The sequence below is a fragment of the Microbacterium sp. LWO14-1.2 genome (assembly GCF_038397715.1).
Classification (GTDB): domain Bacteria; phylum Actinomycetota; class Actinomycetes; order Actinomycetales; family Microbacteriaceae; genus Microbacterium.
The window spans coordinates 2,647,427-2,671,173 of the sequence record NZ_CP151633.1 but is presented as its reverse complement, the minus strand read 5'-3'; the positions used below and the strand labels follow the sequence as shown (position 1 = coordinate 2,671,173).

The window sequence follows — 23,747 nt, the reverse complement described above, 5'->3', positions numbered from 1 at the left end:
ACCGGATGCGGCGAGCGCGGCGCCATCGGGAACGACCGCCGCCCGCCTGCGCCCCGCGCCCCTCCGATTACGATCGAAGGACGCCATCAGGAAGGTCGACCATGCCCGTCACCCCCGACGCCCTCGCCCACGCCGACGACCTCGCCGACTTCGTCGCCGCGTCCCCGTCGAGCTACCACGCCGCCGCCGAGACGGCCCGTCGCCTCGAAGACGCCGGGTTCGAGCGACTGCACGAGGAGGAGGCGTGGGAGATCCGCCCCGGCGGGCGGTACGTCGTCGTCCGCGACGGCGCGACGATCGGGTGGACGGTGCCGGAGGACGCAACGGCGACGACACCGAACCACGTCTTCGGAGCCCACACCGACTCCCCCGGGTTCAAGCTCAAGCCCCAGCCGACCACGGGCGGCCGCGGCTGGCTGCAGGCCGCCGTCGAGGTCTACGGCGGCCCGCTGCTGAACTCCTGGCTCGACCGCGAGCTCACCCTCGCGGGACGCCTCGCGCTCGCCGACGGACGCGTCGTGCTGGCCGACACCGGAGCGCTGCTGCGTCTGCCCCAGCTCGCCGTGCACCTCGACCGCGGGGTCAACAACAACGGCCTCGCGCTCGACAAGCAGGCCGAGACGCAGCCCGTCTGGGGCATCGGCGACGTCGCCGAGGCCGACATCCTCGCCGAGCTCGCCGGATCGGCCGGCCTCTCGGCATCCGACATCCGCGGCTACGACGTCGTCATCGCCGACTCGGCGCGCGGCGCGGTGTTCGGCAAAGACGACGCGTTCTTCGCCTCGGGCCGCCTCGACGACCTCGCGTCCGTGCACGCGGGGGTCGTCGCGCTCGCGCAGGCCGGCGTCGCCGCCTCCGGACCCATCGCCGTGCTCGCCGCGTTCGACCACGAGGAGCTCGGCTCGAACTCGCGCTCCGGTGCGGCCGGACCGTTCCTCGAAGACATCCTCGGCCGCGTGTACGACGCCCTCGGCGCCGACTCCTCGCAGCGCCGTCAGGCCTTCGCCTCGTCATGGTGCCTGTCGAGCGACGTGGGCCACTCGGTGCACCCGAACTATGCGCAGAAGCACGACCCCGTGGTGCAGCCCGTGCTCGGCTCCGGCCCGATCCTCAAGATCAACGCCAACCAGCGCTACGCGACGGATGCCGTCGGCTCCGCCGCCTGGCGCGACTGGTGCGACGCCGCCGACGTCGCGACCCAGGAGTTCGTGTCGAACAACAACGTGCCCTGCGGGTCGACGATCGGACCCATCACGGCGACCCGCCTCGGCATCCGCACCGTCGACGTCGGCATCCCGATCCTGTCGATGCACTCCGCCCGCGAGCTCGCCGGCGTCTCCGACCTGCATGACCTGACGCGCGTCGCCGGAGCGTTCTTCGCCGGCTGATCGTCACGCTCTGCCCCACCGCCCTGCTGCGGTGCCATCATGAGCAGATGACGCAGATCCAGCCGGTGGAGACCCGCGGCGCCCTCATCGAGCGCGCGGGCATCGAGATCATCCCCGAGTCCGACCGCACCGCGAAGCCCCGCGACCTGTTCTGGCCGTGGTTCGCGGCCAACGTGTCGGTGTTCGGCATGTCGTACGGGTCGTTCGTGCTCGGCTTCGGCATCTCGTTCTGGCAGGCGACGCTCGTGTCGGTGGTCGGCATCGTCGTGTCGTTCCTGCTGTGCGGACTCATCGCGATCGCCGGCAAGCGCGGCTCCGCGCCGACCATGGTGCTGTCGCGCGCGGCCTTCGGCGTGCAGGGGCAGAAGATCCCCGGCATCGTGTCGTGGCTGACCTCGATCGGCTGGGAGACGTTCCTCGCCATCATGGCGGTGCTCGCCACCGCCACCGTCATCTCGCAACTGGGCGGCGACGGCGACAGCATCGCCTTGAAGATCATCGCGACCGTGATCGTCGCGGCGCTCATCGTCGCGGCATCCGTGCTCGGGTACCACACGATCATGCGGCTGCAGTCGGTGCTCACGTGGATCACCGGCATCGTGACGGTGCTGTACGTGATCCTCGCCGCGCCCACCATCGACCTCGCGGCCGTGCTGGCGCGCCCCGACGGCGGGATCGGCCAGGTGATCGGCGCGCTCGTGATGGTGATGACCGGATTCGGACTCGGGTGGATCAACATCGCCGCTGACTGGTCTCGCTACCAGAAGCGCACGGCCTCCGACGGGGCGATCGTCGCGTGGAACACGATCGGCGGATCGGTCGCCCCCGTCATCCTCGTCGTGTTCGGTCTGCTGCTCGGCGGCTCGGACGACGACCTCCTGAACGCGATCGCGGGCGACCCGATCGGCGCGCTCGCCACGATCCTCCCCGTGTGGGTGCTCGTGCCCTTCCTGCTGACGGCCGTCCTGGCGCTCGTCTCCGGTGCCGTGCTCGGCATCTACTCGTCCGGCCTGACGCTGCTGAGCCTCGGCATCCGCATCCCGCGCCCGTCGGCGGCCGCGATCGACGGCGTCATCCTGACTCTCGGCACGATCTACGTCGTGTTCGTCGCGACCGACTTCCTCGGTCCGTTCCAGAGCTTCCTCATCACGCTCGGCGTGCCGCTCGCCTCGTGGGCCGGCATTCTCATCGCCGACATCCTCCGCCGTCGGGCAGACTACGACGAAGCGGCGCTGTTCGACAGCCGCGGACGCTACGGCGCCTGGGACTGGACGTCGATCGGCACCCTGGTCGTCGCCAGCGTGATCGGCTGGGGCTTCGTCGTGAACTCGTTCGCGGATGCCGCGCCGTGGAACAACTGGCAGGGGTATCTGCTGTTCCTCATCGGCGGCCGCGACGGCGAGTGGGCCTACGCGAACCTCGGCGTCTTCTTCGCGCTCGTGCTGTCGTTCGCGGTCACGTGGTTCGCGCGCGCCGGGAGGATCCGCCGCCAGGAGCAGACGGCGTGAGCGCGACGACAGGCTCGGGGACCCCGTCCTGGCTCGTCGTGATCGACCCGCAGACGATCTTCGCCTCCCCCGACTCGGCCTGGGGATCGCCGTTCTTCGGCGACGCGATCGGGCGCATCCGCGAGCTCGCCGCGTCGTTCGGCGAGAACGTGATCGTCACCCGATGGATGCCGACGGGCGACCGCGACACGGCCTGGGGCGACTACTTCGCCGAGTGGCCTTTCGCGGACCGACCGGCGAGCGACCCGCTGTTCGACCTCGTGCCCCAGGCGCGGGACCTGTCGCCGCATCCGACCGTCGACCTGCCGACGTTCGGCAAGTGGGGAGACGCCATCGAGGCCGTGGTCGGGCGAGGCGCGCACGTCGTGCTCGCCGGGGTGTCGACCGACTGCTGCGTGATCTCGACCGCCCTCGCCGCAGCGGATGCCGGCGCCCGCGTGACCATCGCCGCCGACGCGTGCGCCGGATCGACGGCCGAGAACCACGCCGCCGCCCTGCACGTCATGGGTCTGTATCCGCCCCAGCTGACGGTCCGCGACACGGCCTCGGTGCTCGCCGACCGCTGACGCGGGTCCCGCGCGGCGCCAGGCGGCCGCGCGCACGGCCTTCGCGATGTCGGCCGGGGTGCCTCGCCAGGGCGCGCCGTGGCCGGGCAGGACCCAGGATGCCGGAACGGCGGCGAGCCGGTCGAGCGACGCCAGCGCGCGCTCCGGCTCATCGGTGAACGGCGCCGGCTGCGCCCCGTCGCGTCCGGTCAGCACGTGACGCGTCGTCAACGCGTCGCCGACGAACACCGCGTCGACGGCCGGCACGTGGACCGCAACGCTGCCCGGCGAGTGCCCCGGCATCCCGATGATCACGGGCGCTCCTGGGAGCTCCAGCACGTCGCCGTCGGCGACCTCCACCACCTCGGTCACGGGCGGCGTGCGCAGCGCGCGCTGGCGGATGCCGTACGCGAGGAATCCGAGCATCGGTCCGAGGCGCGACGGGCCCATCGCGGTCTTGGGCTTCTCGCCCGTGCGGACGCGATGCGCGTCGGCGGCGTGGACGTGGATCGGCACCCCCGCTTCGCGGCGCAGCCGCTCGGCGAACCCGATGTGGTCGCTGTCGCCGTGGGTCAGCACGACGCCGCGGACGTCGGCCAGAGGTCGGCCGATCTCCGCGAGCTCGCGCTGCAGGTCGCGCCAGTGCCCCGGCATCCCGGCGTCGACGAGAGTGATGCCCTCCGGCAGGTCGATCAGGTAGGAGGCGACGATGTCGTTGCCCAGGCGGTGCAGGTGCGGTGCGAGCTTCATGGCGGTCCCTTCGGTTGCGATGGCTACGTTACGTAGCTATCATAGCTACTGTCAATAGCCATGGCTCGCAACGACAGGAGAACCGGATGCCGACCCCCGAGCGCACCACCACCGAGGCCGTCGTGCAGGCGGGCTGCGCCCTGCTCGAGGAGAGCGGCCCCGCCGGCGTCACGATGCAGGCCGTCGCCGCTCGCGTCGGCGTGCGCGCCCCCTCGCTCTACAAACGCGTGCGCGACCGCGAAGCCCTGCTGCAGGCGGTCGCGACGGAGGCGGCTGACGACCTCGCCGCCCGGCTCGCGTCGAGCCACGACGATCTGACCGCGTTGGCGGCCGTGTACCGCCGATTCGCCCACGACCGACCGGAGGCGTTCCGCCTGCTGTTCACCCCGGTCGCTCCGGAGGACGCCCTGCACCGCGCGTCGGCGCCGGTGCTCCGCGCCTGCGAGTCACTGGTGGGAGCCGAGCACGCGCTCGACGCCGCACGCCTCTTCACCGCCTGGGCGACGGGCTTCCTGCAGATGGAGCTCGCCGGGTCGTTCCGCCTCGGCGGCGACGTCGACCGGGCGTTCGCCTACGGGCTGCAGGGCATCGTGCGCGGACTCGGCGGCCGCCCCGCCTGACGACCCGACAGGTGCGGCAGCAACCGGAATACTGCAACACTGTTGCGCGGAGAGGGGATCCCCATGACCGCGAGCGCGCCCACCGACGAGAGTGCACCGACCGAGACGACCGGGCGGCGCCCCCGCCGCCCCTGGCACCGCACGAAGATCGCGCTGCTGATCATCGTCGCCGTGGTCGTGATCGCCGCCGTCGTCAGTGCCCTCACGCCGTGGCCCTCGGCGATGCTCATCCGTTCGGTGTTCGAGAAGGGCGGCGATGAGACGGCCGCCGAGATGGACAGGCACGTGCCGGACACCGACCTCACCGAGACACTCGACGTGTCGTACGGAGACGCGGGCGCCGACACCACGATGGACGTCTTCGCTCCGGCATCCGCCACCGGGACTCTCCCCACGATCGTGTGGATCCACGGCGGCGCGTGGATCTCGGGCGAGAAGGAGAACGTCGACCCGTACCTGCGGATTCTCGCGGGCGAGGGCTACACGACGATCGGCGTGAACTACACGATCGGACCCGAGGGCGTGTACCCGCTCGCCGTGCACCAGCTCAACGAGGCGCTCGCATACATCGACGAGCACGCCGACGAGCTCGGCGTCGACGCCGACCAGATCGTGCTCGCCGGCGACTCAGCCGGCGGACAGCTGGCCAGCCAGATGGCCACGCTCATCACGAGCCCCGACTACGCCGACATCATGGACATCGAGCCGGCCCTCCAGCCGTCGCAGGTCGCGGCGACCATCCTCAACTGCGGTGTGTACGACCTCGCGGCGCTCGCGCAGCTCGACGGCATCCCCGGCTGGGGTTTCAAGTCGGCGATGTGGGCGTACTCGGGCACCAAGACCTGGGCCGAGGACTCCACGGGTGCCACGATGTCGACCATCGACTGGGTCACGGCCGACTTCCCCGCCACCTACATCTCGGGCGGCAACGGCGACGGCCTCACCTGGCTGCAGTCGATCCCGATGGCGAAGCGCCTCGACGAGCTCGGCGTCGACGTGACGACGCTCTTCTGGCCCGCGCCGCACGAACCGGCCCTGCCGCACGAGTACCAGTTCCACCTCGACCTGCCCGACGCCCAGACGGCGCTGCAGCAGACGCTCGACTTCCTCGCCGCGCACACGACCCGCTGAGGCCATCCTCCCCCGCGAGCCACCCCTCTTCGACCGAACCACCCCCCTTGCGAGAGGTCGCAAGGGGGCTGCTCGAGCACGAGGGGGTGGCTCGGCATCAGGAGTCAGCGCATCGGCATCGCGAGTCAGCGCATCGTGTCGAGGATGCCGACGAGGTCGTCGAAGGTCGTGAGCGGGTTGAGGATGGCGAACCGGGTGTTGGGTCGCCCCCGGTGCGAGCTCGGCACGACGAAGGCGCGCTGCGAGTCGAGCAGCGCGGCGGACCAGCGGTCGTAGTCGGCACGCTCCCATCCCTCGCGCTCGAACACCACGACCGACAGCTGCGGATCGCGCACGAGACGGAGCTCGGGCCGCGCGGCGATCTCGTCTGCGATGCGTCGCGTGAGCGCGATCGTCGCACCGACCGCCTCGCGGTACGCCTCGACGCCGTACGTCGCGAGCGAGAACCACAGCGGCAGCCCGCGCGGACGCCGGGTGAGCTGGATCGAGTAGTCCGAGGGGCTGTAGTCGTCGCCCTCGGTGAGCGTGTCGAGGTACTCGGCGTGCTGCGTGTGCGCGCGGCGCCCCGCCTCGGGGTCGCGGTAGATCAGCGCACAGCAGTCGAACGGCGCGAAGAGCCACTTGTGCGGGTCGACGATCACCGAGTCGGCGCGCTCGACCCCCGCGAAGATCGACCGCGCCTCGGGCGCGAGCATCGCGGTGAGCCCGTAGGCGCCATCGATGTGCAGCCAGAAGTCGAACTCGTCCTTGAGCGCGGCGATGCCCGCGATGTCGTCGACGATCCCGAAGTTCGTCGAGCCCGCCGTGGCCACGACGGCGCAGATCTCGTCGCCGTGCTCGCGGAGCGCCTCGCGCACGGCATCCGCTCGTAGCACCCCGTCCGGGCCGGCCGGCACGAGCAGCACCTCGGCGTCCATGACCTTCGCGGCCGAGGTGTTCGAGGAGTGCGCCTCGACGCTGCACACGATCTTCCAGCGTGCGGGCGGCTCGACGCCGCGCTCCGCCAGTCGCGCCCGCGCCGCTTCCCGGGCAGCGACGAGCGCAGACAGGTTGCCGATCGTGCCGCCCTGCACGAAGACGCCGCCGGCCGTGGCCGGCAGACCGAACTCGGCGGCGAGGAACGACAGCACCTCGTTCTCGGCGTGCACCGCCCCCGCGCCCTCGAGCCAGCTGCCCCCGTAGAGTCCGGATGCCGACACCACGAGGTCGAACGCGATCGCCGCCATCGTCGGGGCCGTCGGGATGAACGACAGGTACGAGGGGTGGCTCGTGGTGAGGCACGCCGGGGCGAGGATGTGCTCGAACACGCTCAGCGCCCGCTGCGCGCCGAGACCCCCGTCGGTGATGGTCCTGCCGACGAGGCGGTTCAGCTCCGCCGGGGTCTGCGGCTTGTCGAGCGGCACGTCGGCGGCCAGCATCCGTCGTCGGGAGTAGTCGAGCACGGCATCGACGATCGCCGTCGACTCCGCGGATGCCGCGTGCATGCGTTCTGCGCCCATGGGGTTCTTCCTACCTGTCTGTCGAGGTCTGTGCGACGGGCGACACGGCGTCCGCCGGGATGTCGAGCACGGCCGCGAGCGTGCGACGCGCGAGCGCCGCCCTGTCGCGGGGAGCCCACTTGACGAGCGAGTGCGCGCTCATTCCGTCGACCATGGCGAGCAGCATCCACGCCGCCGAGCCCGGGTCGACCGTGGAGTGCGGGTCGTCGGCGATCGCGCGGGCGATGAGGTCTTCCAGCGCGCTCTGCCACAGGTCCATCTCCGCGCGCACCCTGGCGCCGAGTGCCTCGTTGCGGGCGCCGAGCGCCCACGACTGCACCCACACGACGGCGACGTCGTCGCGGTGCTCGTCGAGCAGGGTCTCGATGAGCTGCAGGAGGTTCGCCCGCAGGTCGGCGTCGGGGTCGTACGACGCGATGACCTCGTCGCGCTCGGCCGAGACGATCGCGGTGAAGACCTCGGCGACGAACGACTCCATGACCGGGCGGTAGTGGGCCACGAGGGCGGGCGTCACGCCGACGCGGGCGGCGATCGCGCGGATCGTCAGCGCCTCCAGTCCGCTCTCGGCCGCGAGCGCGACGGCGGCGTCGACGATGGAGCGTTCGCGCTCCTCCGGGGGCAGCCGGCGTGGGGAGGGGGCTCTTGACGTGGTGTTCACCAGGGGTTACCGTAGCACTCGTTGATCGCATGTTCAATAGCGCGGATGCGAGACGATCGACAGCGAGGAGAGCACCCATGGCCTGGCACATGCCCGCCGAGACCGCACCCCACGAGCGCACCTGGATGGCGTTCCCCGCCGAGGGTCCGACGCTCGGCGACACCGCGGCCGAGCGCGAGGAGGGCTACGGCACCTGGACCGCCGTCGCCCACGCGGTCGCCGAGTTCGAGCCCGTCACGATGGTCGTCGACCCCGCGGAGATCGCCAGAGCACGGCGCATGCTGAGCCGCGACATCGACATCGTGGAGGCACCGGTCGACGAGTTCTGGATGCGGGACTCCGGCCCCACGTTCGTGATCGACGACGAGCGCCCGGGCGTCCTCGGCGCCGTGGACTGGATCTTCAACGGATGGGGCGCCCCCGAGTGGGCGCAGTGGCGCAAGGCCGCCCAGCACGCCCGCGTCGTCGCCGGCGCCGTGGGAGCCGAGCTCGTCAGCTCGACGCTCGTCAACGAGGGCGGCGGCATCCACGTCGACGGCGAGGGCACCGTGCTGCTCACCGACACCGTGCACCTCGACCCCCGCCGCAACCCGTATGCCGACAGGCAGCGGGTCGAGGCGGAGATGGCTCGCACCCTCGGCGCCACGAAGGCGGTCTGGCTGCCCCGGGGCCTCACCCGCGACTACGACGACTTCGGCACGAACGGACACGTCGACATCGTCGCGACGATCGTCTCCCCCGGGCGCCTGCTGCTGCACGACCAGCGCGACCCCGACCACCCCGACCACGCGGTCACCCGCGAGCTGCGGTCGCACCTCGCCGAGCAGACGGATGCCGCGGGCTGCCGCTTCGAGATCATCGGTCTGCCCGCTCCGCGCACGCTGCGCGACGAGGAGGGCTTCGTCGACTGGAGCTACGTCAACCACCTCGTCACGAACGACGGCGTCGTGGCGTGCGGCTTCGGGGACGCGGCGGCGGATGCCGCAGCGCGCGAGATCCTCGCCGACGCCTACCCCGGGCGTCGCGTCGTCACGGTCGACGCGCGTGCGCTCTTCGATCGAGGCGGCGGCATCCACTGCATCACGCAGCAGCAGCCCCGCACCCCCGGTCGCTGAGCGAGCGCACAGCACCCCACCCCCGGTCGCTGAGCGAGCGCACAGCACCCCACCCCCGGTCGCTGAGCGAGCGCACAGCACCCCACCCGGGTCGTTGAGCGAGGAGCGCAGCGACGAGACGAAACGCCCCATCGAAGGTAGACCGATGATCGAAGTCCACGAAGCCTCCATCGCCGAGCTCCGCCACGCGCTCGAGAGCGGAGCCGTCACGGCGGTCGAGCTCGTCGACGCCTACCTCGCGCGCATCGACGCGTACGACGGGCCCGATACCGCGACGGCGCTGAACGCCGTGGTCGTCCGCAACCCGGAGGCGCACGCCGAGGCCGAGGCCTCCGACGCCCGGCGGGCGCGCGGCGAGACGCGCGGCCCGCTCGACGGCATCCCGTACACCGCGAAGGACAGCTACCTCGTGCGCGGTCTCACCGCGGCATCCGGCAGTCCGGCGTTCGCCGAGCTCGTGGCGCAGCGCGACGCGTTCACGATCGCGCGGCTGCGCGCGGGCGGCGCGATCTGCCTCGGTCTGACGAACATGCCACCGATGGCGAACGGCGGCATGCAGCGCGGCGTCTACGGCCGTGCCGAGAGCCCCTACAACGCCGACTTCCTCACGGCGCCGTTCGCGTCCGGCTCGTCGAACGGGTCGGGCACGGCGACCGCCGCGAGCTTCGCGGCCTTCGGCCTCGGCGAGGAGACCTGGTCGAGCGGGCGGGGACCCGCCACCAACAACGCCCTGTGCGCGTACACGCCTTCGCGGGGCGTGATCTCGACCCGCGGCAACTGGCCGCTCGTGCCGACCATGGACGTGGTCGTCCCGCACACCCGCACGATGGCCGACCTGCTCGAGGTCCTCGACGTGATCGTCGCCGACGACGTCGAGACCCGCGGCGACTTCTGGCGCACCCAGCCGTGGATCCCGCTTCCCGCCGCATCGGTCGTGCGGCCAGAGTCGTATCCGGCTCTCGCGGACGCGGCGTCGCTCGACGGCGTGCGCATCGGCATCCCCCGCCTGTACATCAACGCGGATGCGGATGCCGGCACGGCTCCCTCCCCCGGTATCGGCGGTCCCACGGGCCAGCGGATCGACACCCGTGCATCGGTGATCGCCCGGTGGGAGGCCGCGCGGCGCGACCTCGAAGCCGCCGGAGCCACGGTCGTGGAGGTCGACTTCCCCGTCGTGTCGAACTACGAGGGCGATCGCCCCGGCGCCCCGACGATCGCGACGAGGGGGCTCGTGTCTGCGGAGTACCTGCGCCGCGAGATCGTCGACCTGTCGGCGTGGGCGTGGGAGGACTTCCTGCAGGCGAACGGCGACCCCCGGCTGTCGACGCTCGCCGCCGTCGATGGGGCGACGATCTTCCCGCACCCCGAGGGCGCCCTGCCCGACCGCTACACAGGATTCGACGACGACATCGCCGAGTACCCGGACTGGGTGCGCGACCACCCCGGCACAGGCATCGCCGATATGCCGGAGCTGCCCGAGGGACTGCGCGGTCTGGAGGAGACCCGCCGCATCGACCTCGAGGAGTGGATGGACGAGTTGGGGCTCGACGCCGTCGTGTTCCCCGCTGTCGCCGACGTCGGGCCCGCCGACATGGACGTGAACGAGGCGTCGGCGGATCTCGGCTGGCGCAACGGCACCTGGATCGCGAACGGCAACCTCACGGTGCGCCACCTCGGCATCCCGACGGTCACGGTGCCGATGGGGCTCATGCACGACATCGGGATGCCGATCGGGCTGACGTTCGCCGGACGCGCCTACGACGACTCGGCGCTGCTGCGGCTCGCGACGGCGTTCGAGGCGGTCGGCGCCGCCGGGGACCGTCGCACTCCCCCGCCGCGGACACCGGCTCTGTAGCGGCCAGCCCGGCGGGCGTCCAGGTCAGTGCGTCCAGGTGTGCACGGGCTCGCCGGACTGCATCCGCTCGATGTAGTCCGCGAGCATGCCGTGCAGCGCGTCGGTGCGTGACGCGCCGGACCGCTCGCGAGCCGCCACGTTCTCGCGCTGCCAGACGGCACCGTTGCGGCCGGTGAGGCACCGCTGCTCGATGATGCCGAGGTACCGGTCGCGGACGTCCGGATCGACGCCGAACGCGTCCAATCCTTCGGCCGCGGCCGGGAGCAGCCGCCGCAGCACGAGCTCGCGCGGGCTGATCCAGCCGACCTCCGGCCAGTACAACCGCGATTCGAGGCCGCCGCGCGCGGCTTCCCGCAGGTTCTCGGCGGCGGCGTCGAAGGTCATCTGCGTCCAGATGGGGCGGTCGGCTTCAGCCGTGCTCCGCACGAGTCCGTAGTAGAACGCGGCATCCGCCATGACGTCGACGACGGTCGGGCCGCCGGGCAGCACCCGGTTCTCGAGGCGCAAGTGCGCGGTCCCGTCGCCGGCGTCGTAGATCGGACGGTTCCAGCGGTAGACCGTGCCGTTGTGCATGCGGAGTTCGGACAGCTCGGGGGCTCGCCCCTCGTCGAGCGCCTCGAACGGGTCCTCGTCGGAGCACACGGGCAGCAGGGCCGAGAAGTAGGTCGAGTTCTCCTCGAACAGGTCGAAGATCGACGTGATCCAGCGCTCTCCGAACCACACGCGCGGCCGCACGCCCTGGTTCTTGAGCTCCTGCGGACGGATGTCTGTGGCCTGCTCGAACATCGGGATCCGGGTCTCGTGCCAGAGCGCCTTGCCCGCAAAGAACGGGGAGTTCGCGGCGAGCGCCACCTGCGGGCCGGCGATCGCCTGCGCCGCGTTCCAGTACGAGGCGAACGAGTCGGGGGCGACCTGGAGGTGCAGCTGCACGGACGTGCACGCAGCTTCGGGCAGGATCGTGTCGCACACCATCGCGAGTTGGTCGGCGGGGTGGTCGTCGCCCAGCGCGACACCGTCGATCTGCAGCTCGATGTCCTCTCCGCGCGCCGCGAGGATCTGCTGCCCGAGCAGGCTGTAGCGCGGATCTGCCGAGAACCAGCGCTCCGTGAAGTGCGTCTCGTCGAGCGTCGGGAGCATCCCGATCATCGCCAGGCCGCTGCCGGTCGATCGCGCCCGCTGGTCCGCGACGTCGAGCGCACCGCGCAAGACGTCTTCCAGCTCTCGGAGATGGCCGCGTCCGATGGGCCGGGGCGCCACGTTGATCTCGACGTTGAAGCGTGCGAGCTCCGTCTGGAATGCCGGGGACGCGATCGCCTCGAGCACGGCCTCGTTGCTCCGGGCGGGAGCCCCGTGCTCATCGACCAGGTTCAGCTCGATCTCCATCCCGAGCTGGGAGTCCGGCGCATCGACGGTGGCGAACCGCCCGTCCGCGAGCATGGACGCCAGCGCGTCGAGGCACCGCTCGGTCTTCGCGCGGAACTGCGTGCGGTCCTGGCGCGTGAAAGTCCGCGCTTCGATGCTGTCGCCCATGTGTTCGACGGTATCGATCGGGAGTCTGCACGTCGAGGAAGGACACCCATATCTCGGCGGTCCCCGCGTTTCGTCTCGGCGCTGCGCTCCTCGCTCAACGAGCCGTGGGGGCCCGATCGCTGAACGCGCGGAACGAGACGAGACTCGGGGCCCGGCCGTTCGCCAGAAACACGCGACGCGGTTCCGTCCCTAGAGCTCCACCGCGCGGACCATCGCGCCGAACCGCGCCGTATCGACGTCGAGCAGCCGCGTGACGCCGTCGAGCGGCATCCCGTCCGGCGCGACGAGCGCCGCACCGGGCAGCCCCGCACGCAGCACGGGTTCCCATCCCGGCCGCAGCAGGTCGTCCGCCGCACCGAGGCGGCCCAGCAGCACCCACGGCACCTCGCCGTCGAGCCCCGACCGCGTCGCCGCCGCCACGACGACACCCGCGATGTGCGCCCCGGCTTCCCGCCAGATGCCCGTCGCGACCTCGTCGCCCTCGCGCGCGACCTCGGCGACGTCCTTGGCGAACGACGCGACGACGGCGACCGGATGCTCGTCAGCGGCGAGCACGGCGGGGAACTCCGCCACCGCTCCGAACCGCGATTCCAGCCGTGCGAGCAGCGCGCGCGACGCCGGAGCACGCCCGTCCGCCGCACTGATCGCCGCGATGAGCCCTCGGCGACCGATCCACCATCCCGCGCCGTCGTCGCCGATCATGCCGCCGACCCCGTCGACCCGTGCGGCACCTCGCGGTCCGAGACCGAGGCCGACCATGCCGGTGCCCGCCGCGACGACGACCCCGTGCGCATCCCCTCTCGCACCGAGGTAGGCGGTGACCGCGTCGTCCGCGACGATCGTGCGCCGCACACCGTGGTCGCGATGCAGCCGGTGCGCCATGCCGTCGACCGCCGGCACCCGCCCGTACAGCCCGGTGCTCCCCACCGTCACCGCATCGATCCTGTCCAGACCCCGCACGCCGGCCGCGTCGTCCACGATCTCCGGGATCACGGCGAGCAGATCGCCGCCGTAGGCGAAGCCCCGCACCTCATGCTCGCCCGCGCTCGCCCCCGCAGCGCCGAGCACCCGGATGCGCGCCTGCGTCTGCCCGATGTCGATCGCGAGCCCCACCATGTCCGCGCCCTCCCCGTCGGTCATCACACCGCGGTGATCGCGTCGACGAACCACGACGTGATCGTGGCGGGGTGCGTGATGGCTGTGCCGACGACGACCGAGTAGGCACCGGCATCCAGCGCGGCTTTGGCTTCCGCCGGTGTCCTGATCCGCCCCTCCGCGAGCACGGGCACGGTGAGCCGCGAGGCCAGGATCTCGACGAGCTCGAGGTCTGGCCCGTCCGACACGGGACGTTCTCCCGTGTATCCCGACAGCGTCGTGCCGACGACGTCGGCGCCGGCGTCCTCTGCGGCGAGCGCGTCGTCGACGCTGCCCGCGTCGGCCATGATCATCAGTCCGGTCTCGTCGCGGAACCGGCGGATCGTCTCGGCGAGCGTCAGCCCGTCCGGGCGCGGTCGCCGCGTGCCGTCGATCGCGACGATGTCCGCCCCGGCCTCCGCCACCGCGAGCGCGTGCTCGAGCGTCGGGGTGATGAAGACGCCGTCCGCTCCGACCTTCCACAGACCGATCTGCGGTACGGTGACGGCCTCGGCGATCGCGCGGATGTCGTCGAGCCCCTGCGCGCGGATCCCCACCGCGCCGCCGGTCACCGCCGACTGCGCGATGCGGGCCATGGACTCCGGGTGGCGCAGCGGCTCCCCCGGATATGCCTGACACGACACGACGAGACCGCCGCGCAGGGCGCGGAACCGGGCGGGCAGGGCGATGTCGGTGTGCGCCGAGGTCATTTGTCGTCCCTCGTGACGGCGAGCTGGAAGGTGTAGCGGTCGCTGCGGTAGATCGTGCGGGCGAACTCGATCAGCTGCCCGCGTCGCGACGAGCTCACCCGGGTCACGGCGAGCGCGGCCTCGGCTGCGGGTACCTCCAGCAGCTGGCTCTCCTGATCGGTCAGGGTGATCGCCTTGATCTCCTGCTCGGCGCGGAAGACGTCGTGCCCGGCCTCGCGCAGCTGCTCGTAGAGCGAGGCGCCGAGGTTCAGCGACTCGATCGCGAGCACCGACACGGGCACGTACACGTCCTCGATCGCGATCGGCACGTCGTCGGCGAGACGCAGTCGGCGGATGTGCGTCACCTCGGCGCCGGCGGCGAGGCCGAGTGCTGCGGCGACGGCATCCGGAGCATCCACCCGAGCGAGCTCGAGCACCCGCGACGAGGGAACAGAGCCGCGGCTGATCATGTCCTCCGTGAACGACGTGAGCTTCGGCGTCTTCGAGAAGATGTCGGCGGAGCCGACGTACGTCCCCGAGCCGTGCACGTTGTAGACCCGTCCCTCGTCGACGAGGGTCGCGATCGCCTTCCGCACCGTCATCCGGCTCACGCCGTGGATCGCCATGAGCTCGCGCTCCGAGGCGAGGGCGTCGTGCGGTGACATCGACTGCGCGATCGATTCGCGGATGCTGGCTGCGACCTCTTCGTACTTGTGCGGCATCGTCCGTCCCTCCTGAACTGCCCGGTTCATCCCTTGACCGCGCCCGACGACAGCCCACTCACAAGGTATCGCTGGGCGAACACCGCGAAGAGCAGCGGCGGCAGCGTCGACAGCACGGATGCCGCCGAGATGTCGCCCCAGCGGATGCCGGTGCTGGTGATGAAGTTCGCCGCTCCCAGCGTCACCGGCGTGGCGTTCGACGTCGAGAGCACGAGCGCGAACAGGTAGTCGTTCCAGCTGAAGATGAAGACGAGCACCGAGACGGCGACGACGGTCGGCGCGAGCAGCGGCATGACGACCGATCCGAGCGTGCGGTAGATGTTGGCTCCGTCGACGGCCGCGGCCTCCTCGATCTCCTGCGGGATGTCGCCGAGGGCGGAGGAGAGCAGGATGATCGCGAGCGGCAGGTTGAGGAACGCGTTCGCCGCGATGAGTCCCTGGATGGTGTCCTGCAGCCCCAGCGACGAGAACAGCAGGAAGAACGGCACGACGAAGAAGATCGCCGGCAGCAGACGGAGGCCGGAGGCACTGCTGATGATCCACCGACCGCCGAACCCGAGGCGCACGATCGCATAGGTCGCGGGGATGGCGATCACGAGCACGACCACGACCGTGCCGACCGCGATCAGCGCCGAGTTCACGAAGAAGCGCGGGAAGTCGTAGCCCGAGGCGTAGAGCACGTTCGCGTAGTGGTCGAGCGTGGGCGAGGCGGGCAGCGCGAGCGGGTTCTTCGCGATCTCGCCGTCGGGCTTGAAGCTCACCAGCGCCGCGTTCAGCAGCGGCACGTTGACGATCAGCGCGACGATCGCGGCGAGCGCGGTGAAGAGCCAGCGGCGGCCCGACTTCAGCGGGCGGGGGTCGGATGCCGCGGAGCGTGCGCGGCCCTTCGCGGGGCGGACGAGCGTCTCGGTGGTCATCGCTTCCCCTCCATTCCGGTCGAGGTGATGCGTCGCACGATGAACGGCACGAACGGCAGCAGGCAGACGAGCACGACGAGCGCGGCGGCGGCCGCCTTGCCGAAGTCGCCCGCCTCGAACGCCGTCTTGTAGATGTAGATGCTGAGCGTCGTGGTGGTGGTGCCCGGTCCGCCGGCGGTCAGCACGTAGATGACGTCGAAGGTGCGGATCGCGTCGATGGCGCGGAGGAAGAACGCGGCGAAGAGCACCGGCTTCAGCACCGGCACGACGATCGAGAAGAGGGAGCGGAAGTAACCGGCCCCGTCCATCGCGGATGCTTCGAGGAGCTCCTTCGGCAGCGACTGCAGCCCCGCGTAGATGATGAGGAAGGTGAACGGCGTCCACTGCAGCACGTCGAGGACGACGAGGAGCGGCACGACAGAGTCCGGTGAGAACAGGGAGACGCTGAGCCCGACGCTCTCGAGCAGGGTGGGCAACGCGCCGATGTCGCCGTTCAGCAGCAGCCGGAACATGACGCCCAGCAGGGCGGGCGCGATCATGATCGGCAGCAGCAGCAGCGTGAAGAAGAGCTTCTTGCCGGGGAAGGCGCGGTTCATCAGCAGCGCGAGTGCGAAGCCGAGGACCATCTCGATCGCGACGACGAGCGCGGAGAACCCGACGGTGAACCCGGCGGCCTTGGCGAACCCGTCGCTGCGGAACAACGAGATGAAGTTGTCGATGCCGTTCAGCTCGTTCGACTGATCGAGCAGCGTGCTGCTCTGGAACGCGGTGAGCGCTCCCGTGGCCAGGGGGTAGATGACGAAGACCGCTGCGAACAGGATCAGCGGCAGGCTGAGCACGGTCGCGGCGACGGTGCGCTTGCGGCGCTCCGCGCTGATCGTCCTCGCGCGTTCGGCGGTGTGACTCATGGCACTTCGACCTTCCTCGAGGTGTCGTGGTGTCCGGGGCGGGCGCCGTGCGCCCGCCCCGGAGGCATCAGCGGTCGAGCAGCTCCTGCAGGTTGGCGTTGGCCGTCTCGAGCGCCTCGTCGACGTCGGTCTGGCCGACCCACGCCCCGCTGAGGTCCTCGGCGAGCTTGCTGTACGCCTGGAACGTCTGCGGGAACACGGGCTCGGAGAATCCGTACTCGGAGATGCTGTCGGAGACCTGAGCGAACGCGGGGTTCAGCGACGCCTGCGCCTCCAGCACCTCGGGCATCGCGGGGATGCCGCCGGCCTCGGCGTACTGCGTCATCGCATCGGTCGTCGCGAGGAACGAGAGGAACTTCTTCGCGGCATCCTTGTTCTCGCTGTACTTGTTCAGCGAGACAGCGAGCGCGTGCACGTGCGTCTGCCCGCCGGGGACCGGCGCGATCGCGATCTTGCCCGCCACGTCCGGCGACTGCTCGGGGTCGTTGAGCTGCGCGAACGCCGCCGACCACTGGATCGCGAACGCGGTGTCGCCGGACTGCAGCGCGGCCTGCGTCTCGGGGAACTCGGCCTGGGCACTGTCGGGCGACGTCCACTTGTTCTCGTAGATGTCGGCGTACAGCTGCACGGCCTTCTTCGCGGCGTCGCTCGTGAGGGCGGCCTTGCCGTCCTCCTCCCAGTTGCCGCCGTAGCCCCAGAGCACGTCGTTCCAGATCATCGTGTTGTAGAGCAGGTTCTTCGCCTGGAGGATCGTGCCGTACTCCGTGGGCGACGCCGGGTTCGTGCTCTGCGAGAAGTAGGCGGCGGCGACCTTGAAGTCGTCGAGGTCCCACTCGGTCGGGTCCTTCGGGGCGCGCTTCTCACCGAGCACGGTCTCGCTGATCTTCTCGTACTCGGCCTGCGCGGCCGGGTCGGCGAGCAGGGCGTCGGTGAGGTCCTTGCGGTACAGCAGGAAGTGGTTGCTGACGTCGAGCGGCAGCGCGTAGAGCTCGTCCTCGTAGGTGAGACCCTCGGCCGCGACCGGGAAGTACGCGGAGGTGTCGATGTCGGTGAGGGGGTCGAGCGACGGCGCGAACTGTCCGATGTTGTACGACGCCGTGAAGTAGATGTCGACGTCGGAGGACTTCGACGCCATGAGCGCCGTCTCCTTGGAGAAGGTGTCCTGTCGCGACAGCAGGGTCAGCTCGACCTCGATGCCGTCGTCCTTGCCCTGGCCGGCGTTGTAGGCGTCGACGACCTCGGCCATCGCATCGCCCTCCGGGCCGGGCCAGGCGACCAGCTTCACGGTGCCCTCTCCCGATCCGTCGGAGCCGCCGGAGCCGCTCGTGCCGGTGGAGCATCCTGCCAGCAGCGCCGCTGACAGGACCATGGCACCCAGGGTGAGTGTTCTCGTCCTTCGCATCTTTCCTCCAAGTGGTACGGTCCAGTTCACGAACGACTATGACACCGTATCTGCCGACATGCCCGAAACGTAACCTGTTTGAAACAATTGGTACGGTCCAGTTTGCAAGGGCACCGTTCATATCTCACCTCTGTGACGCTCGGCACGAAAGTGATATGTTCGTGCCATGAGCACCGAGAACGAGCGCGCACTCGAAGAGGGCATTGTGACCGACCTGTCCGGGCGTATGACCTACGGGTCGTACCTGTCGCTCGACCAGCTGCTCACCGCGCAGCATCCGGTCAGCGTCCCCGAGCACCACGACGAGATGCTGTTCATCATCCAGCACCAGACCACCGAGCTCTGGCTCAAGCAGCTCCTGCACGAGCTGTCCTCCGCGCGCGAACTGCTCGCCCGCGACGACCTGCGCGAGGCCCTCAAGCGCATCGCGCGCATCAAGCGGATCCAGGACGTCATCACGCAGCAGTGGTCGGTGCTCGCGACACTCACCCCGACCGAGTACGCGCAGTTCCGCGGCGCGCTCGGCAACTCGTCCGGCTTCCAGTCGGTGCAGTACCGCGCCGTCGAGTTCGCGCTCGGCAACAAGAACGAGAAGATGCTCAGCGTGTTCTCCGACCACCCCGCCCACCGCGCGCTGCTCGAAGCCGAATGGGAGAAGCCCACGCTGTACGACGAGTTCCTGCGCTTCGCCGCCCGCCGCGGACTGCCGGTGCCCGCCGAGATCCTCGACCGCGACGTGCGCCTGCCGTACCGCGAGACCCCCGAGCTCGTCCCGGCGATCCGCGCGATCTACCAGGACCCGGGCACCCACTGGGACCTCTACGAGGCGTGCGAAGACCTCGTCGACCTCGAGGACAACTTCCAGTTCTGGCGCTTCCGCCACCTCAAGACCGTGGCCCGCACGATCGGCATGAAGACGGGGACCGGCGGGTCCAGCGGCGTGGGCTTCCTGCAGCGCGCGCTCGACCTCACCTTCTTCCCCGAGCTCTACACCGTGCGCACCGAGATCGGCGGCTGATGAGGGCCGCCGCGTTCTTCGACGGCGAGGGATGGCGCGAGGGCGTCGTCGCCCTCGCCGGCGAGCGGATGCTGCTACGCGGCGAGCCCGCGGCATCCGACCTCCCCCGCCTCGACGGCGTGATCGTCGGCGGGTTCACCGACCACCACGTGCACCTGCAGCTCGTCGAGCACGAGCGGCTCGCCGGCTCGCGGCTCGGGCGGGTCGTCGACCTCGGGGCGAACCCCGGGGTCGTCGCGTCGTACGCGCGCGCAGCGCGTGTCGGCCCGCTCCGCTCGCGGGGCGACCGGGATGGCGACGGACCCCGGTCGTCGAGCGAGGAGCGCAGCGACGAGACGGAACGCGCCACCCGCATCGAGTACGCGGGCGCGTTCCTGACGCCGGTCGGCGGCTACCCGTCCGACCGCTCCTGGGCGCCGCCCGGTTCGTTCCGCGAGATCGCCGACGCCGAGCAGGCCTCCGCAGTCGTGGCCGAGATGGCGGATGCCGGGGCGACCCGCATCAAGGTCGCGAGCAACAGCACGGCCGGTCCTGTCTTCTCCGACGAGTCGTTCCGCACCATCGTCGATGCGGCGAGCGCACGCGGCCTGCCGGTCGTCGCGCACGCCGAAGGTGTCGGCGAGGCGCAGCGGGTCGCCCGCCTGGGCGTCGACGCCCTCGCGCACGCGCCCTTCTCAGAACGACTCACCGACGACGAGATCGCCGAGCAGGCGGCATCCGTGTCGTGGATCTCGACGCTCGCGATCCACGGCGACCTGCGGGCGATCCCCGTCGACAACGTGCGCCGGTTCCGCGCCGCAGGCGGCACCGTGCTGTACGGCACCGACATGGGCAACGGCCCGACGCCGGTCGATGTGAACGCCCTCGAGGTCGCGGCGCTGCGCGAGGCGGGGATCGACGGCATCCCGCTCCTGCGCGCCCTCGCCCCCGTGGATCCCCGCGACCCGGCCTCCGTGCTGCTGGTCCTGCCGCATCCGGACGCCGACCCGACCCTCGCCCGCCCTCTGACCACCGCCGATCTGGAGGCCTGACATGACCCAGCCCGACACCCCCGACACCGCAGCCGACGCCGTCGACACCTCCGCCGACGAGACGCTGCGCGAGCTCGCCGCCGCCCTCGACGCCTCCGACCCGCTCGGCGCGCACCTGGACGCGTTCGCCGATGCGCCGGGGGTGCACGCGTACCTCGACGGCAACTCGCTCGGCCGCCCGCTGCGCGACGTGCCGGAACGCCTCGCGGCATTCGCGCGCGACGATTGGGGCACGCGGCTGATCCGCTCGTGGGACGAGCAGTGGATGGCACTCCCGCTGGAGCTCGGCGACCGCATCGGCGCGATCGCCCTCGGCGCCGAGCCCGGTCAGACGGTCGTCGCCGACTCGACGAGCGTGCTCATCTACAAGCTGCTGCGGGCGGCCGTCGCGCACGACCCGGCCCGCACCGAGATCGTGATGGAGCGGGGCAACTTCCCCACCGACCGCTTCCTCGTCGAGGGCGTGGCGGCCGAGACCGGAACGATGATCCGCTGGATCGACCCCGATCCCGTTCACGGCGTGCAGGTCGCCGACGTCGTCGCGGCGATCTCCGACCGCACGGCCGTCGTGTCGCTCAGCCACGTCGACTACCGCTCCGGCGCGCTGGCCGACATGCCGGCGATCACCGCGGCCGCGCACGAGGCCGGCGCGCTGATGATGTGGGACCTGTGCCACTCGGCGGGCGTCGTGCCCATGCAGCTCGACGCGTGGGGCGTCGACCTCGCGGTCGGCTGCACCTACAAGTACCTCAACGGCGGGCCCGGCTCCCCGGCATTCGCCTACCTGCGCCATTCGCTGCAGGGCGTGCTGCGGCAGCCGATCCAGGGGTGGTGGAGCGCGGCCGACATCTTCGCGATGGGCCCCGAGTACGTGCCGGCCTCCGACATCCGCCAGCTGCTGAGCGGCACCCCGCCGGTGACGTCGATGCTCGCGATGCAGGGGATGCTGGACCTCATCGAGCACGCGACGATCGACGCCGTGCGCGAGAAGTCGCAGGCGCTCACCGACCTCGCGGTGCGCGCCTACGACGAGGTGCTCGCGCCGCTCGGCGTGCGGCTGCTCAGCCCGCGCGACGCCGCGGCGCGCGGCGGACACGTCACGATCGGCCACCCCGACTTCCGCGCCGTGACGCAGCGGCTCTGGGCCGACGGGATCATCCCCGACTTCCGGTTCCCCGACGGCATCCGTCTCGGACTCTCTCCGCTCAGCACGTCGTACGCCGAGACGGTCCGCGGCGTGCTCGCTGTTCGCGACGCTCTGGACGCGCGTGACTGACACGGGTGCCGCGGCGGTGCTCGACGACATCGACGCCCGCCCCGGCAGCACCGCGTCGCTGCTGCGAACGCTGATCGGCCTGTACCTGCGCCCGCTGGGCGGGTGGATCTCGACGGCCGATCTCGTCGCGCTGGCGGTCGACCTCGGCATCCCCGCCGCGCAGGCGCGCACCGGGATCACGCGCCTCAAGCAGAAGGGCCTCCTGCTCGCCGAGCGTCGCGACGCGCCGGGCTACCGCCTCGACCCGGGTGCCGTCGCGATGCTCGAACGCGGAGACCGACGCATCTTCGAGATGCGCGAGATGACGGACGCCGATGCGTGGTGCCTCGTGTCGTTCTCGATCCCGGAGAGCGCGAGGAGCGTGCGGCATCAGCTGCGTCGCCGTCTGCAGTGGATCGGCGCCGGCGCGGTCTCCGCCGCGCTGCTGATCTGTCCGGGCCACCTGCAGGGCGAGGTCGAGGAGACCGTCGCCGGGCTCGGTGCACGGGACTGGGTCACGCTCTTCCGCGGCGCGCACCCGGTCGTCGAGGGATCGGTCGCCGACGCCGCCGCCCGCTGGTGGGACCTCGCCGCGCTCCGCGCCGAGCACCTCGCCTTCCAGCGATCGCTCGAGACGCTGCCCTCCGCGCCGTTCGCGGCGTACGTGCACCTGCTCGACCGGTGGCGGGTGCTCCCCTACGTCGATCCGGGCCTGCCGCCGGCGATGCTCCCCGCTGACTGGCCGGGTCGACGCAGCGTCGACGAGTTCGCGCGGCTCTCCGCGGAACTCGACGACGCCGCCCACGCGCACGTGCGCGCCGTCGTCGCTGCATCCTGACCCGGCCGGAGGCGCACCGGGCGCGCGCCTCAGGCCTCGCTCAGCCGGCGACCGCGCTGACGAACGCCTGTACGTGCTCCTGGAGCTTCATAATCCGCATCTCGCGCGCGAGCTCGCGGTCGTACCCCTGGTACGCGAGCGGCGGCAGCACGCGCACGTTCTTCGAGCAGCCGAACTCGGCGCACGTCAGGTTCCCGATCGTGTCGCCCTTGCGTCCGGCCGGCCCGGCCTTGCGGGCGGTGTAGAGCTGCACGTCGTTGCGGAGCGTCACGTCCTCGCACCACGAGCACTGGGCTCGCGCGAGCACGCGCTGCTCGGCGCGCTGCAGGACGACGCCGGTGACGACGTCGTCGATCCACACCACGACGTACGAGCGGCGCGGCAGCTTGGGGTCGGTCCACCCGAGGTAGTCGAGCTTGTCGAAGTCGATCTCGTCGAAGCCGGGCGGCAGCGAGATGTCGGAGACCTCTTTGCGGGTGGCGTTGATGAAGGAGGCGCGCAGGGCGCGCTCGTCGATGGGACGCATGAGAGTGTGTGTGCTTTCAGAACAGGCCGCCGACGGCGGCTGGGGGTCGGAAGAGAGGACCGGCAGGATGCCGGGTACGACGCGACACCGGCGACGGGATGTTCCGCCTCCGGCCGATCGTCAGCCTCTGCCCGCGGCGCGAGATGCGCCTGCGGCTCCGCTCCGCGCCCGCACCGGCATCCCGGGAGCGCTCATCGACAACAGCACCCGGCGAGTATACGCCTGTTTGTTTCGCCTCGTGTCGGTGCGGGTTCACTCCGGCCGATGCCGCGCCTACGCTGGCCGGAACGCCCACCCGACCGCATCCTGAAGGAGCCAGCCGTGTCCACGCCGCAGAACCGCCTCTCACCCTCGACGGTGCGTGAGCGTTCGGCGTGCATGTGCCACCGCGGTGACGCCTGCTCCTCGCATGCACCCGGTCACGCGCTGCACCTCATCCAGGCCAGGCTCGCATCGGCGACGCCCTCGGAGTGGGTCGACGCGATCGTCGAGCACGCGGACCCGCGCACCGGCGAGGTCGTGGTGCGCACGCTCGACGGCGTCGCGCACGCGCTCTGGAACGCGGCGGGTGCCGCGCTCGAGGCTCCGGCCGGCACGCCCGTCGCCCTGCACGAGCGCTACGGGGTGCTCGCCGTCGGGCGCATCCAGTTCAACGTCGCGCGCGACTGAGGCGCTTCCGTCTCGTCGCTGCGCTCCTCGCTCGACGAT

At 71.1% G+C, this 23,747-nt stretch carries 22 protein-coding genes and 1 pseudogene; 12 read left to right on the top strand and 11 right to left on the bottom strand.

All coding sequences use genetic code 11. The features are described from left to right. Positions 1 to 101 precede the first annotated feature (101 nt). Genes MRBLWO14_RS12795 through MRBLWO14_RS12785 form a run of 3 tightly spaced genes read left to right on the top strand, consistent with a single transcriptional unit; the run spans position 102 to position 3,462 of the window. Positions 102 to 1,388: a M18 family aminopeptidase gene (locus MRBLWO14_RS12795; protein ID WP_341933541.1), complete on the top strand. Its 1,287-nt coding sequence runs from the start codon at positions 102 to 104 to the stop codon at positions 1,386 to 1,388. Positions 1,389 to 1,435: 47 nt separating this feature from the next. Further along, positions 1,436 to 2,896: a cytosine permease gene (locus tag MRBLWO14_RS12790; protein ID WP_341933540.1), complete on the top strand. Its 1,461-nt coding sequence runs from the start codon at positions 1,436 to 1,438 to the stop codon at positions 2,894 to 2,896. Further along, complete coding sequence (locus MRBLWO14_RS12785) at positions 2,893 to 3,462, top strand: isochorismatase family protein (protein ID WP_341933539.1); 570 nt, start codon at positions 2,893 to 2,895, stop codon at positions 3,460 to 3,462. Before MRBLWO14_RS12790 ends, MRBLWO14_RS12785 begins: the two co-directional genes overlap by 4 nt. A gap of 138 nt (positions 3,463 to 3,600) precedes the next feature. Here the strand turns inward: MRBLWO14_RS12785 and MRBLWO14_RS12780 are convergent. Further along, positions 3,601 to 4,191: pseudogene (locus MRBLWO14_RS12780) on the bottom strand (MBL fold metallo-hydrolase); the annotation flags it as partial. A gap of 86 nt (positions 4,192 to 4,277) precedes the next feature. Between MRBLWO14_RS12780 and MRBLWO14_RS12775 the strand changes: the two are divergent. Together MRBLWO14_RS12775 and MRBLWO14_RS12770 are read left to right on the top strand one after the other, a co-directional pair. Further along, the gene (locus MRBLWO14_RS12775; RefSeq protein WP_341933538.1) at positions 4,278 to 4,811 is read left to right on the top strand and encodes a WHG domain-containing protein; all 534 of its coding nucleotides are present in this window, start codon (positions 4,278 to 4,280) and stop codon (positions 4,809 to 4,811) included. Between the two features lie 63 nt (positions 4,812 to 4,874). After that, complete coding sequence (locus MRBLWO14_RS12770; RefSeq protein WP_341933537.1) at positions 4,875 to 5,942, top strand: alpha/beta hydrolase; 1,068 nt, start codon at positions 4,875 to 4,877, stop codon at positions 5,940 to 5,942. A 125-nt stretch (positions 5,943 to 6,067) separates the two neighbouring features. Here the strand turns inward: MRBLWO14_RS12770 and MRBLWO14_RS12765 are convergent, their stop codons facing one another. Both MRBLWO14_RS12765 and MRBLWO14_RS12760 read right to left on the bottom strand, forming a co-directional pair. Next, positions 6,068 to 7,441, bottom strand: a complete 1,374-nt coding sequence (locus MRBLWO14_RS12765) for an aminotransferase class V-fold PLP-dependent enzyme (protein ID WP_341933536.1) — start codon at positions 7,439 to 7,441, stop codon at positions 6,068 to 6,070. Positions 7,442 to 7,451: 10 nt separating this feature from the next. Next, on the bottom strand, positions 7,452 to 8,099 hold the full coding sequence (locus tag MRBLWO14_RS12760) for a TetR/AcrR family transcriptional regulator (protein WP_341933535.1): 648 nt from the start codon (positions 8,097 to 8,099) through the stop codon (positions 7,452 to 7,454). 77 nt (positions 8,100 to 8,176) lie between these two features. Here MRBLWO14_RS12760 and MRBLWO14_RS12755 point away from each other — a divergent pair, with 77 nt between their 5' ends. Both MRBLWO14_RS12755 and MRBLWO14_RS12750 read left to right on the top strand, forming a co-directional pair. Further along, a complete protein-coding gene (locus MRBLWO14_RS12755) occupies positions 8,177 to 9,214 on the top strand; it encodes an agmatine deiminase family protein (protein WP_341933534.1) in 1,038 nt (345 codons plus the stop codon). Positions 9,215 to 9,359: 145 nt separating this feature from the next. Next, positions 9,360 to 11,069, top strand: coding sequence for an amidase (locus tag MRBLWO14_RS12750; RefSeq protein ID WP_341933533.1), 1,710 nt, complete (start codon positions 9,360 to 9,362; stop codon positions 11,067 to 11,069). A gap of 24 nt (positions 11,070 to 11,093) precedes the next feature. On the opposite strand, the gene MRBLWO14_RS12745 is transcribed toward MRBLWO14_RS12750, so the two are convergent. The 7 genes from MRBLWO14_RS12745 to MRBLWO14_RS12715 form a co-directional block, all read right to left on the bottom strand. Beyond that, positions 11,094 to 12,599, bottom strand: a complete 1,506-nt coding sequence (locus MRBLWO14_RS12745; RefSeq protein ID WP_341933532.1) for a glutamate--cysteine ligase — start codon at positions 12,597 to 12,599, stop codon at positions 11,094 to 11,096. Between the two features lie 189 nt (positions 12,600 to 12,788). Continuing rightward, positions 12,789 to 13,739 carry a BadF/BadG/BcrA/BcrD ATPase family protein gene (locus MRBLWO14_RS12740; protein ID WP_341933531.1) on the bottom strand — a complete coding sequence of 317 codons (951 nt, stop codon included), beginning with the start codon at positions 13,737 to 13,739 and terminating at the stop codon, positions 12,789 to 12,791. After that, the gene (locus tag MRBLWO14_RS12735) at positions 13,739 to 14,443 is read right to left on the bottom strand and encodes an N-acetylmannosamine-6-phosphate 2-epimerase (protein WP_341933530.1); all 705 of its coding nucleotides are present in this window, start codon (positions 14,441 to 14,443) and stop codon (positions 13,739 to 13,741) included. Before MRBLWO14_RS12735 ends, MRBLWO14_RS12740 begins: the two co-directional genes overlap by 1 nt. After that, positions 14,440 to 15,144: a GntR family transcriptional regulator gene (locus MRBLWO14_RS12730; RefSeq protein ID WP_341933529.1), complete on the bottom strand. Its 705-nt coding sequence runs from the start codon at positions 15,142 to 15,144 to the stop codon at positions 14,440 to 14,442. The genes MRBLWO14_RS12735 and MRBLWO14_RS12730 overlap by 4 nt, the downstream gene beginning before the upstream one ends. Before the next feature lie 26 nt (positions 15,145 to 15,170). Beyond that, positions 15,171 to 16,061: a carbohydrate ABC transporter permease gene (locus tag MRBLWO14_RS12725; RefSeq protein ID WP_341933528.1), complete on the bottom strand. Its 891-nt coding sequence runs from the start codon at positions 16,059 to 16,061 to the stop codon at positions 15,171 to 15,173. Further along, positions 16,058 to 16,969 (bottom strand): sugar ABC transporter permease, encoded by a 912-nt coding sequence (locus MRBLWO14_RS12720; RefSeq protein WP_341933527.1) that lies wholly within the window; start codon positions 16,967 to 16,969, stop codon positions 16,058 to 16,060. The genes MRBLWO14_RS12725 and MRBLWO14_RS12720 overlap by 4 nt, the downstream gene beginning before the upstream one ends. Positions 16,970 to 17,036: 67 nt before the next feature. After that, positions 17,037 to 18,338: an extracellular solute-binding protein gene (locus MRBLWO14_RS12715; RefSeq protein WP_341933526.1), complete on the bottom strand. Its 1,302-nt coding sequence runs from the start codon at positions 18,336 to 18,338 to the stop codon at positions 17,037 to 17,039. Positions 18,339 to 18,537: 199 nt separating this feature from the next. Here MRBLWO14_RS12715 and MRBLWO14_RS12710 point away from each other — a divergent pair, with 199 nt between their 5' ends. From MRBLWO14_RS12710 to MRBLWO14_RS12695, 4 genes are read left to right on the top strand one after another with little or no spacing between them, the layout of a single operon-like run. Further along, positions 18,538 to 19,389, top strand: coding sequence for a tryptophan 2,3-dioxygenase family protein (locus MRBLWO14_RS12710; protein ID WP_341933525.1), 852 nt, complete (start codon positions 18,538 to 18,540; stop codon positions 19,387 to 19,389). Beyond that, positions 19,389 to 20,420, top strand: coding sequence for a hydrolase (locus MRBLWO14_RS12705; protein ID WP_341933524.1), 1,032 nt, complete (start codon positions 19,389 to 19,391; stop codon positions 20,418 to 20,420). Before MRBLWO14_RS12710 ends, MRBLWO14_RS12705 begins: the two co-directional genes overlap by 1 nt. A gap of 1 nt (position 20,421) precedes the next feature. Beyond that, complete coding sequence (locus tag MRBLWO14_RS12700; RefSeq protein WP_341933523.1) at positions 20,422 to 21,696, top strand: aminotransferase class V-fold PLP-dependent enzyme; 1,275 nt, start codon at positions 20,422 to 20,424, stop codon at positions 21,694 to 21,696. Beyond that, positions 21,689 to 22,513, top strand: coding sequence for a PaaX family transcriptional regulator C-terminal domain-containing protein (locus tag MRBLWO14_RS12695; protein WP_341933522.1), 825 nt, complete (start codon positions 21,689 to 21,691; stop codon positions 22,511 to 22,513). The genes MRBLWO14_RS12700 and MRBLWO14_RS12695 overlap by 8 nt, the downstream gene beginning before the upstream one ends. Positions 22,514 to 22,553: 40 nt before the next feature. On the opposite strand, the gene MRBLWO14_RS12690 is transcribed toward MRBLWO14_RS12695, so the two are convergent. Next, positions 22,554 to 23,039: an FBP domain-containing protein gene (locus MRBLWO14_RS12690; protein ID WP_341933521.1), complete on the bottom strand. Its 486-nt coding sequence runs from the start codon at positions 23,037 to 23,039 to the stop codon at positions 22,554 to 22,556. 321 nt (positions 23,040 to 23,360) lie between these two features. On the opposite strand from MRBLWO14_RS12690, the gene MRBLWO14_RS12685 reads away from it, so the two are divergent. Then, a complete protein-coding gene (locus MRBLWO14_RS12685) occupies positions 23,361 to 23,708 on the top strand; it encodes a hypothetical protein (RefSeq protein ID WP_341933520.1) in 348 nt (115 codons plus the stop codon). Positions 23,709 to 23,747: the final 39 nt, after the last annotated feature.

Bases quoted from the DNA above. Each gene is read 5' to 3' on its own strand.
- MRBLWO14_RS12795 (WP_341933541.1), top strand. From the start codon at position 102: ATGCCCGTCACCCCCGACGCCCTCGCCCACGCCGACGACCTCGCCGAC.
- MRBLWO14_RS12790 (WP_341933540.1), top strand. From the start codon at position 1,436: ATGACGCAGATCCAGCCGGTGGAGACCCGCGGCGCCCTCATCGAGCGC.
- MRBLWO14_RS12775 (WP_341933538.1), top strand. From the start codon at position 4,278: ATGCCGACCCCCGAGCGCACCACCACCGAGGCCGTCGTGCAGGCGGGC.
- MRBLWO14_RS12770 (WP_341933537.1), top strand. From the start codon at position 4,875: ATGACCGCGAGCGCGCCCACCGACGAGAGTGCACCGACCGAGACGACC.
- MRBLWO14_RS12765 (WP_341933536.1), bottom strand. From the start codon at position 7,441: ATGGGCGCAGAACGCATGCACGCGGCATCCGCGGAGTCGACGGCGATC.
- MRBLWO14_RS12755 (WP_341933534.1), top strand. From the start codon at position 8,177: ATGGCCTGGCACATGCCCGCCGAGACCGCACCCCACGAGCGCACCTGG.
- MRBLWO14_RS12750 (WP_341933533.1), top strand. From the start codon at position 9,360: ATGATCGAAGTCCACGAAGCCTCCATCGCCGAGCTCCGCCACGCGCTC.
- MRBLWO14_RS12745 (WP_341933532.1), bottom strand. From the start codon at position 12,599: ATGGGCGACAGCATCGAAGCGCGGACTTTCACGCGCCAGGACCGCACG.
- MRBLWO14_RS12740 (WP_341933531.1), bottom strand. From the start codon at position 13,739: ATGACCGACGGGGAGGGCGCGGACATGGTGGGGCTCGCGATCGACATC.
- MRBLWO14_RS12735 (WP_341933530.1), bottom strand. From the start codon at position 14,443: ATGACCTCGGCGCACACCGACATCGCCCTGCCCGCCCGGTTCCGCGCC.
- MRBLWO14_RS12730 (WP_341933529.1), bottom strand. From the start codon at position 15,144: ATGCCGCACAAGTACGAAGAGGTCGCAGCCAGCATCCGCGAATCGATC.
- MRBLWO14_RS12725 (WP_341933528.1), bottom strand. From the start codon at position 16,061: ATGACCACCGAGACGCTCGTCCGCCCCGCGAAGGGCCGCGCACGCTCC.
- MRBLWO14_RS12720 (WP_341933527.1), bottom strand. From the start codon at position 16,969: ATGAGTCACACCGCCGAACGCGCGAGGACGATCAGCGCGGAGCGCCGC.
- MRBLWO14_RS12715 (WP_341933526.1), bottom strand. From the start codon at position 18,338: ATGGTCCTGTCAGCGGCGCTGCTGGCAGGATGCTCCACCGGCACGAGC.
- MRBLWO14_RS12710 (WP_341933525.1), top strand. From the start codon at position 18,538: ATGAGCACCGAGAACGAGCGCGCACTCGAAGAGGGCATTGTGACCGAC.
- MRBLWO14_RS12705 (WP_341933524.1), top strand. From the start codon at position 19,389: ATGAGGGCCGCCGCGTTCTTCGACGGCGAGGGATGGCGCGAGGGCGTC.
- MRBLWO14_RS12700 (WP_341933523.1), top strand. From the start codon at position 20,422: ATGACCCAGCCCGACACCCCCGACACCGCAGCCGACGCCGTCGACACC.
- MRBLWO14_RS12690 (WP_341933521.1), bottom strand. From the start codon at position 23,039: ATGCGTCCCATCGACGAGCGCGCCCTGCGCGCCTCCTTCATCAACGCC.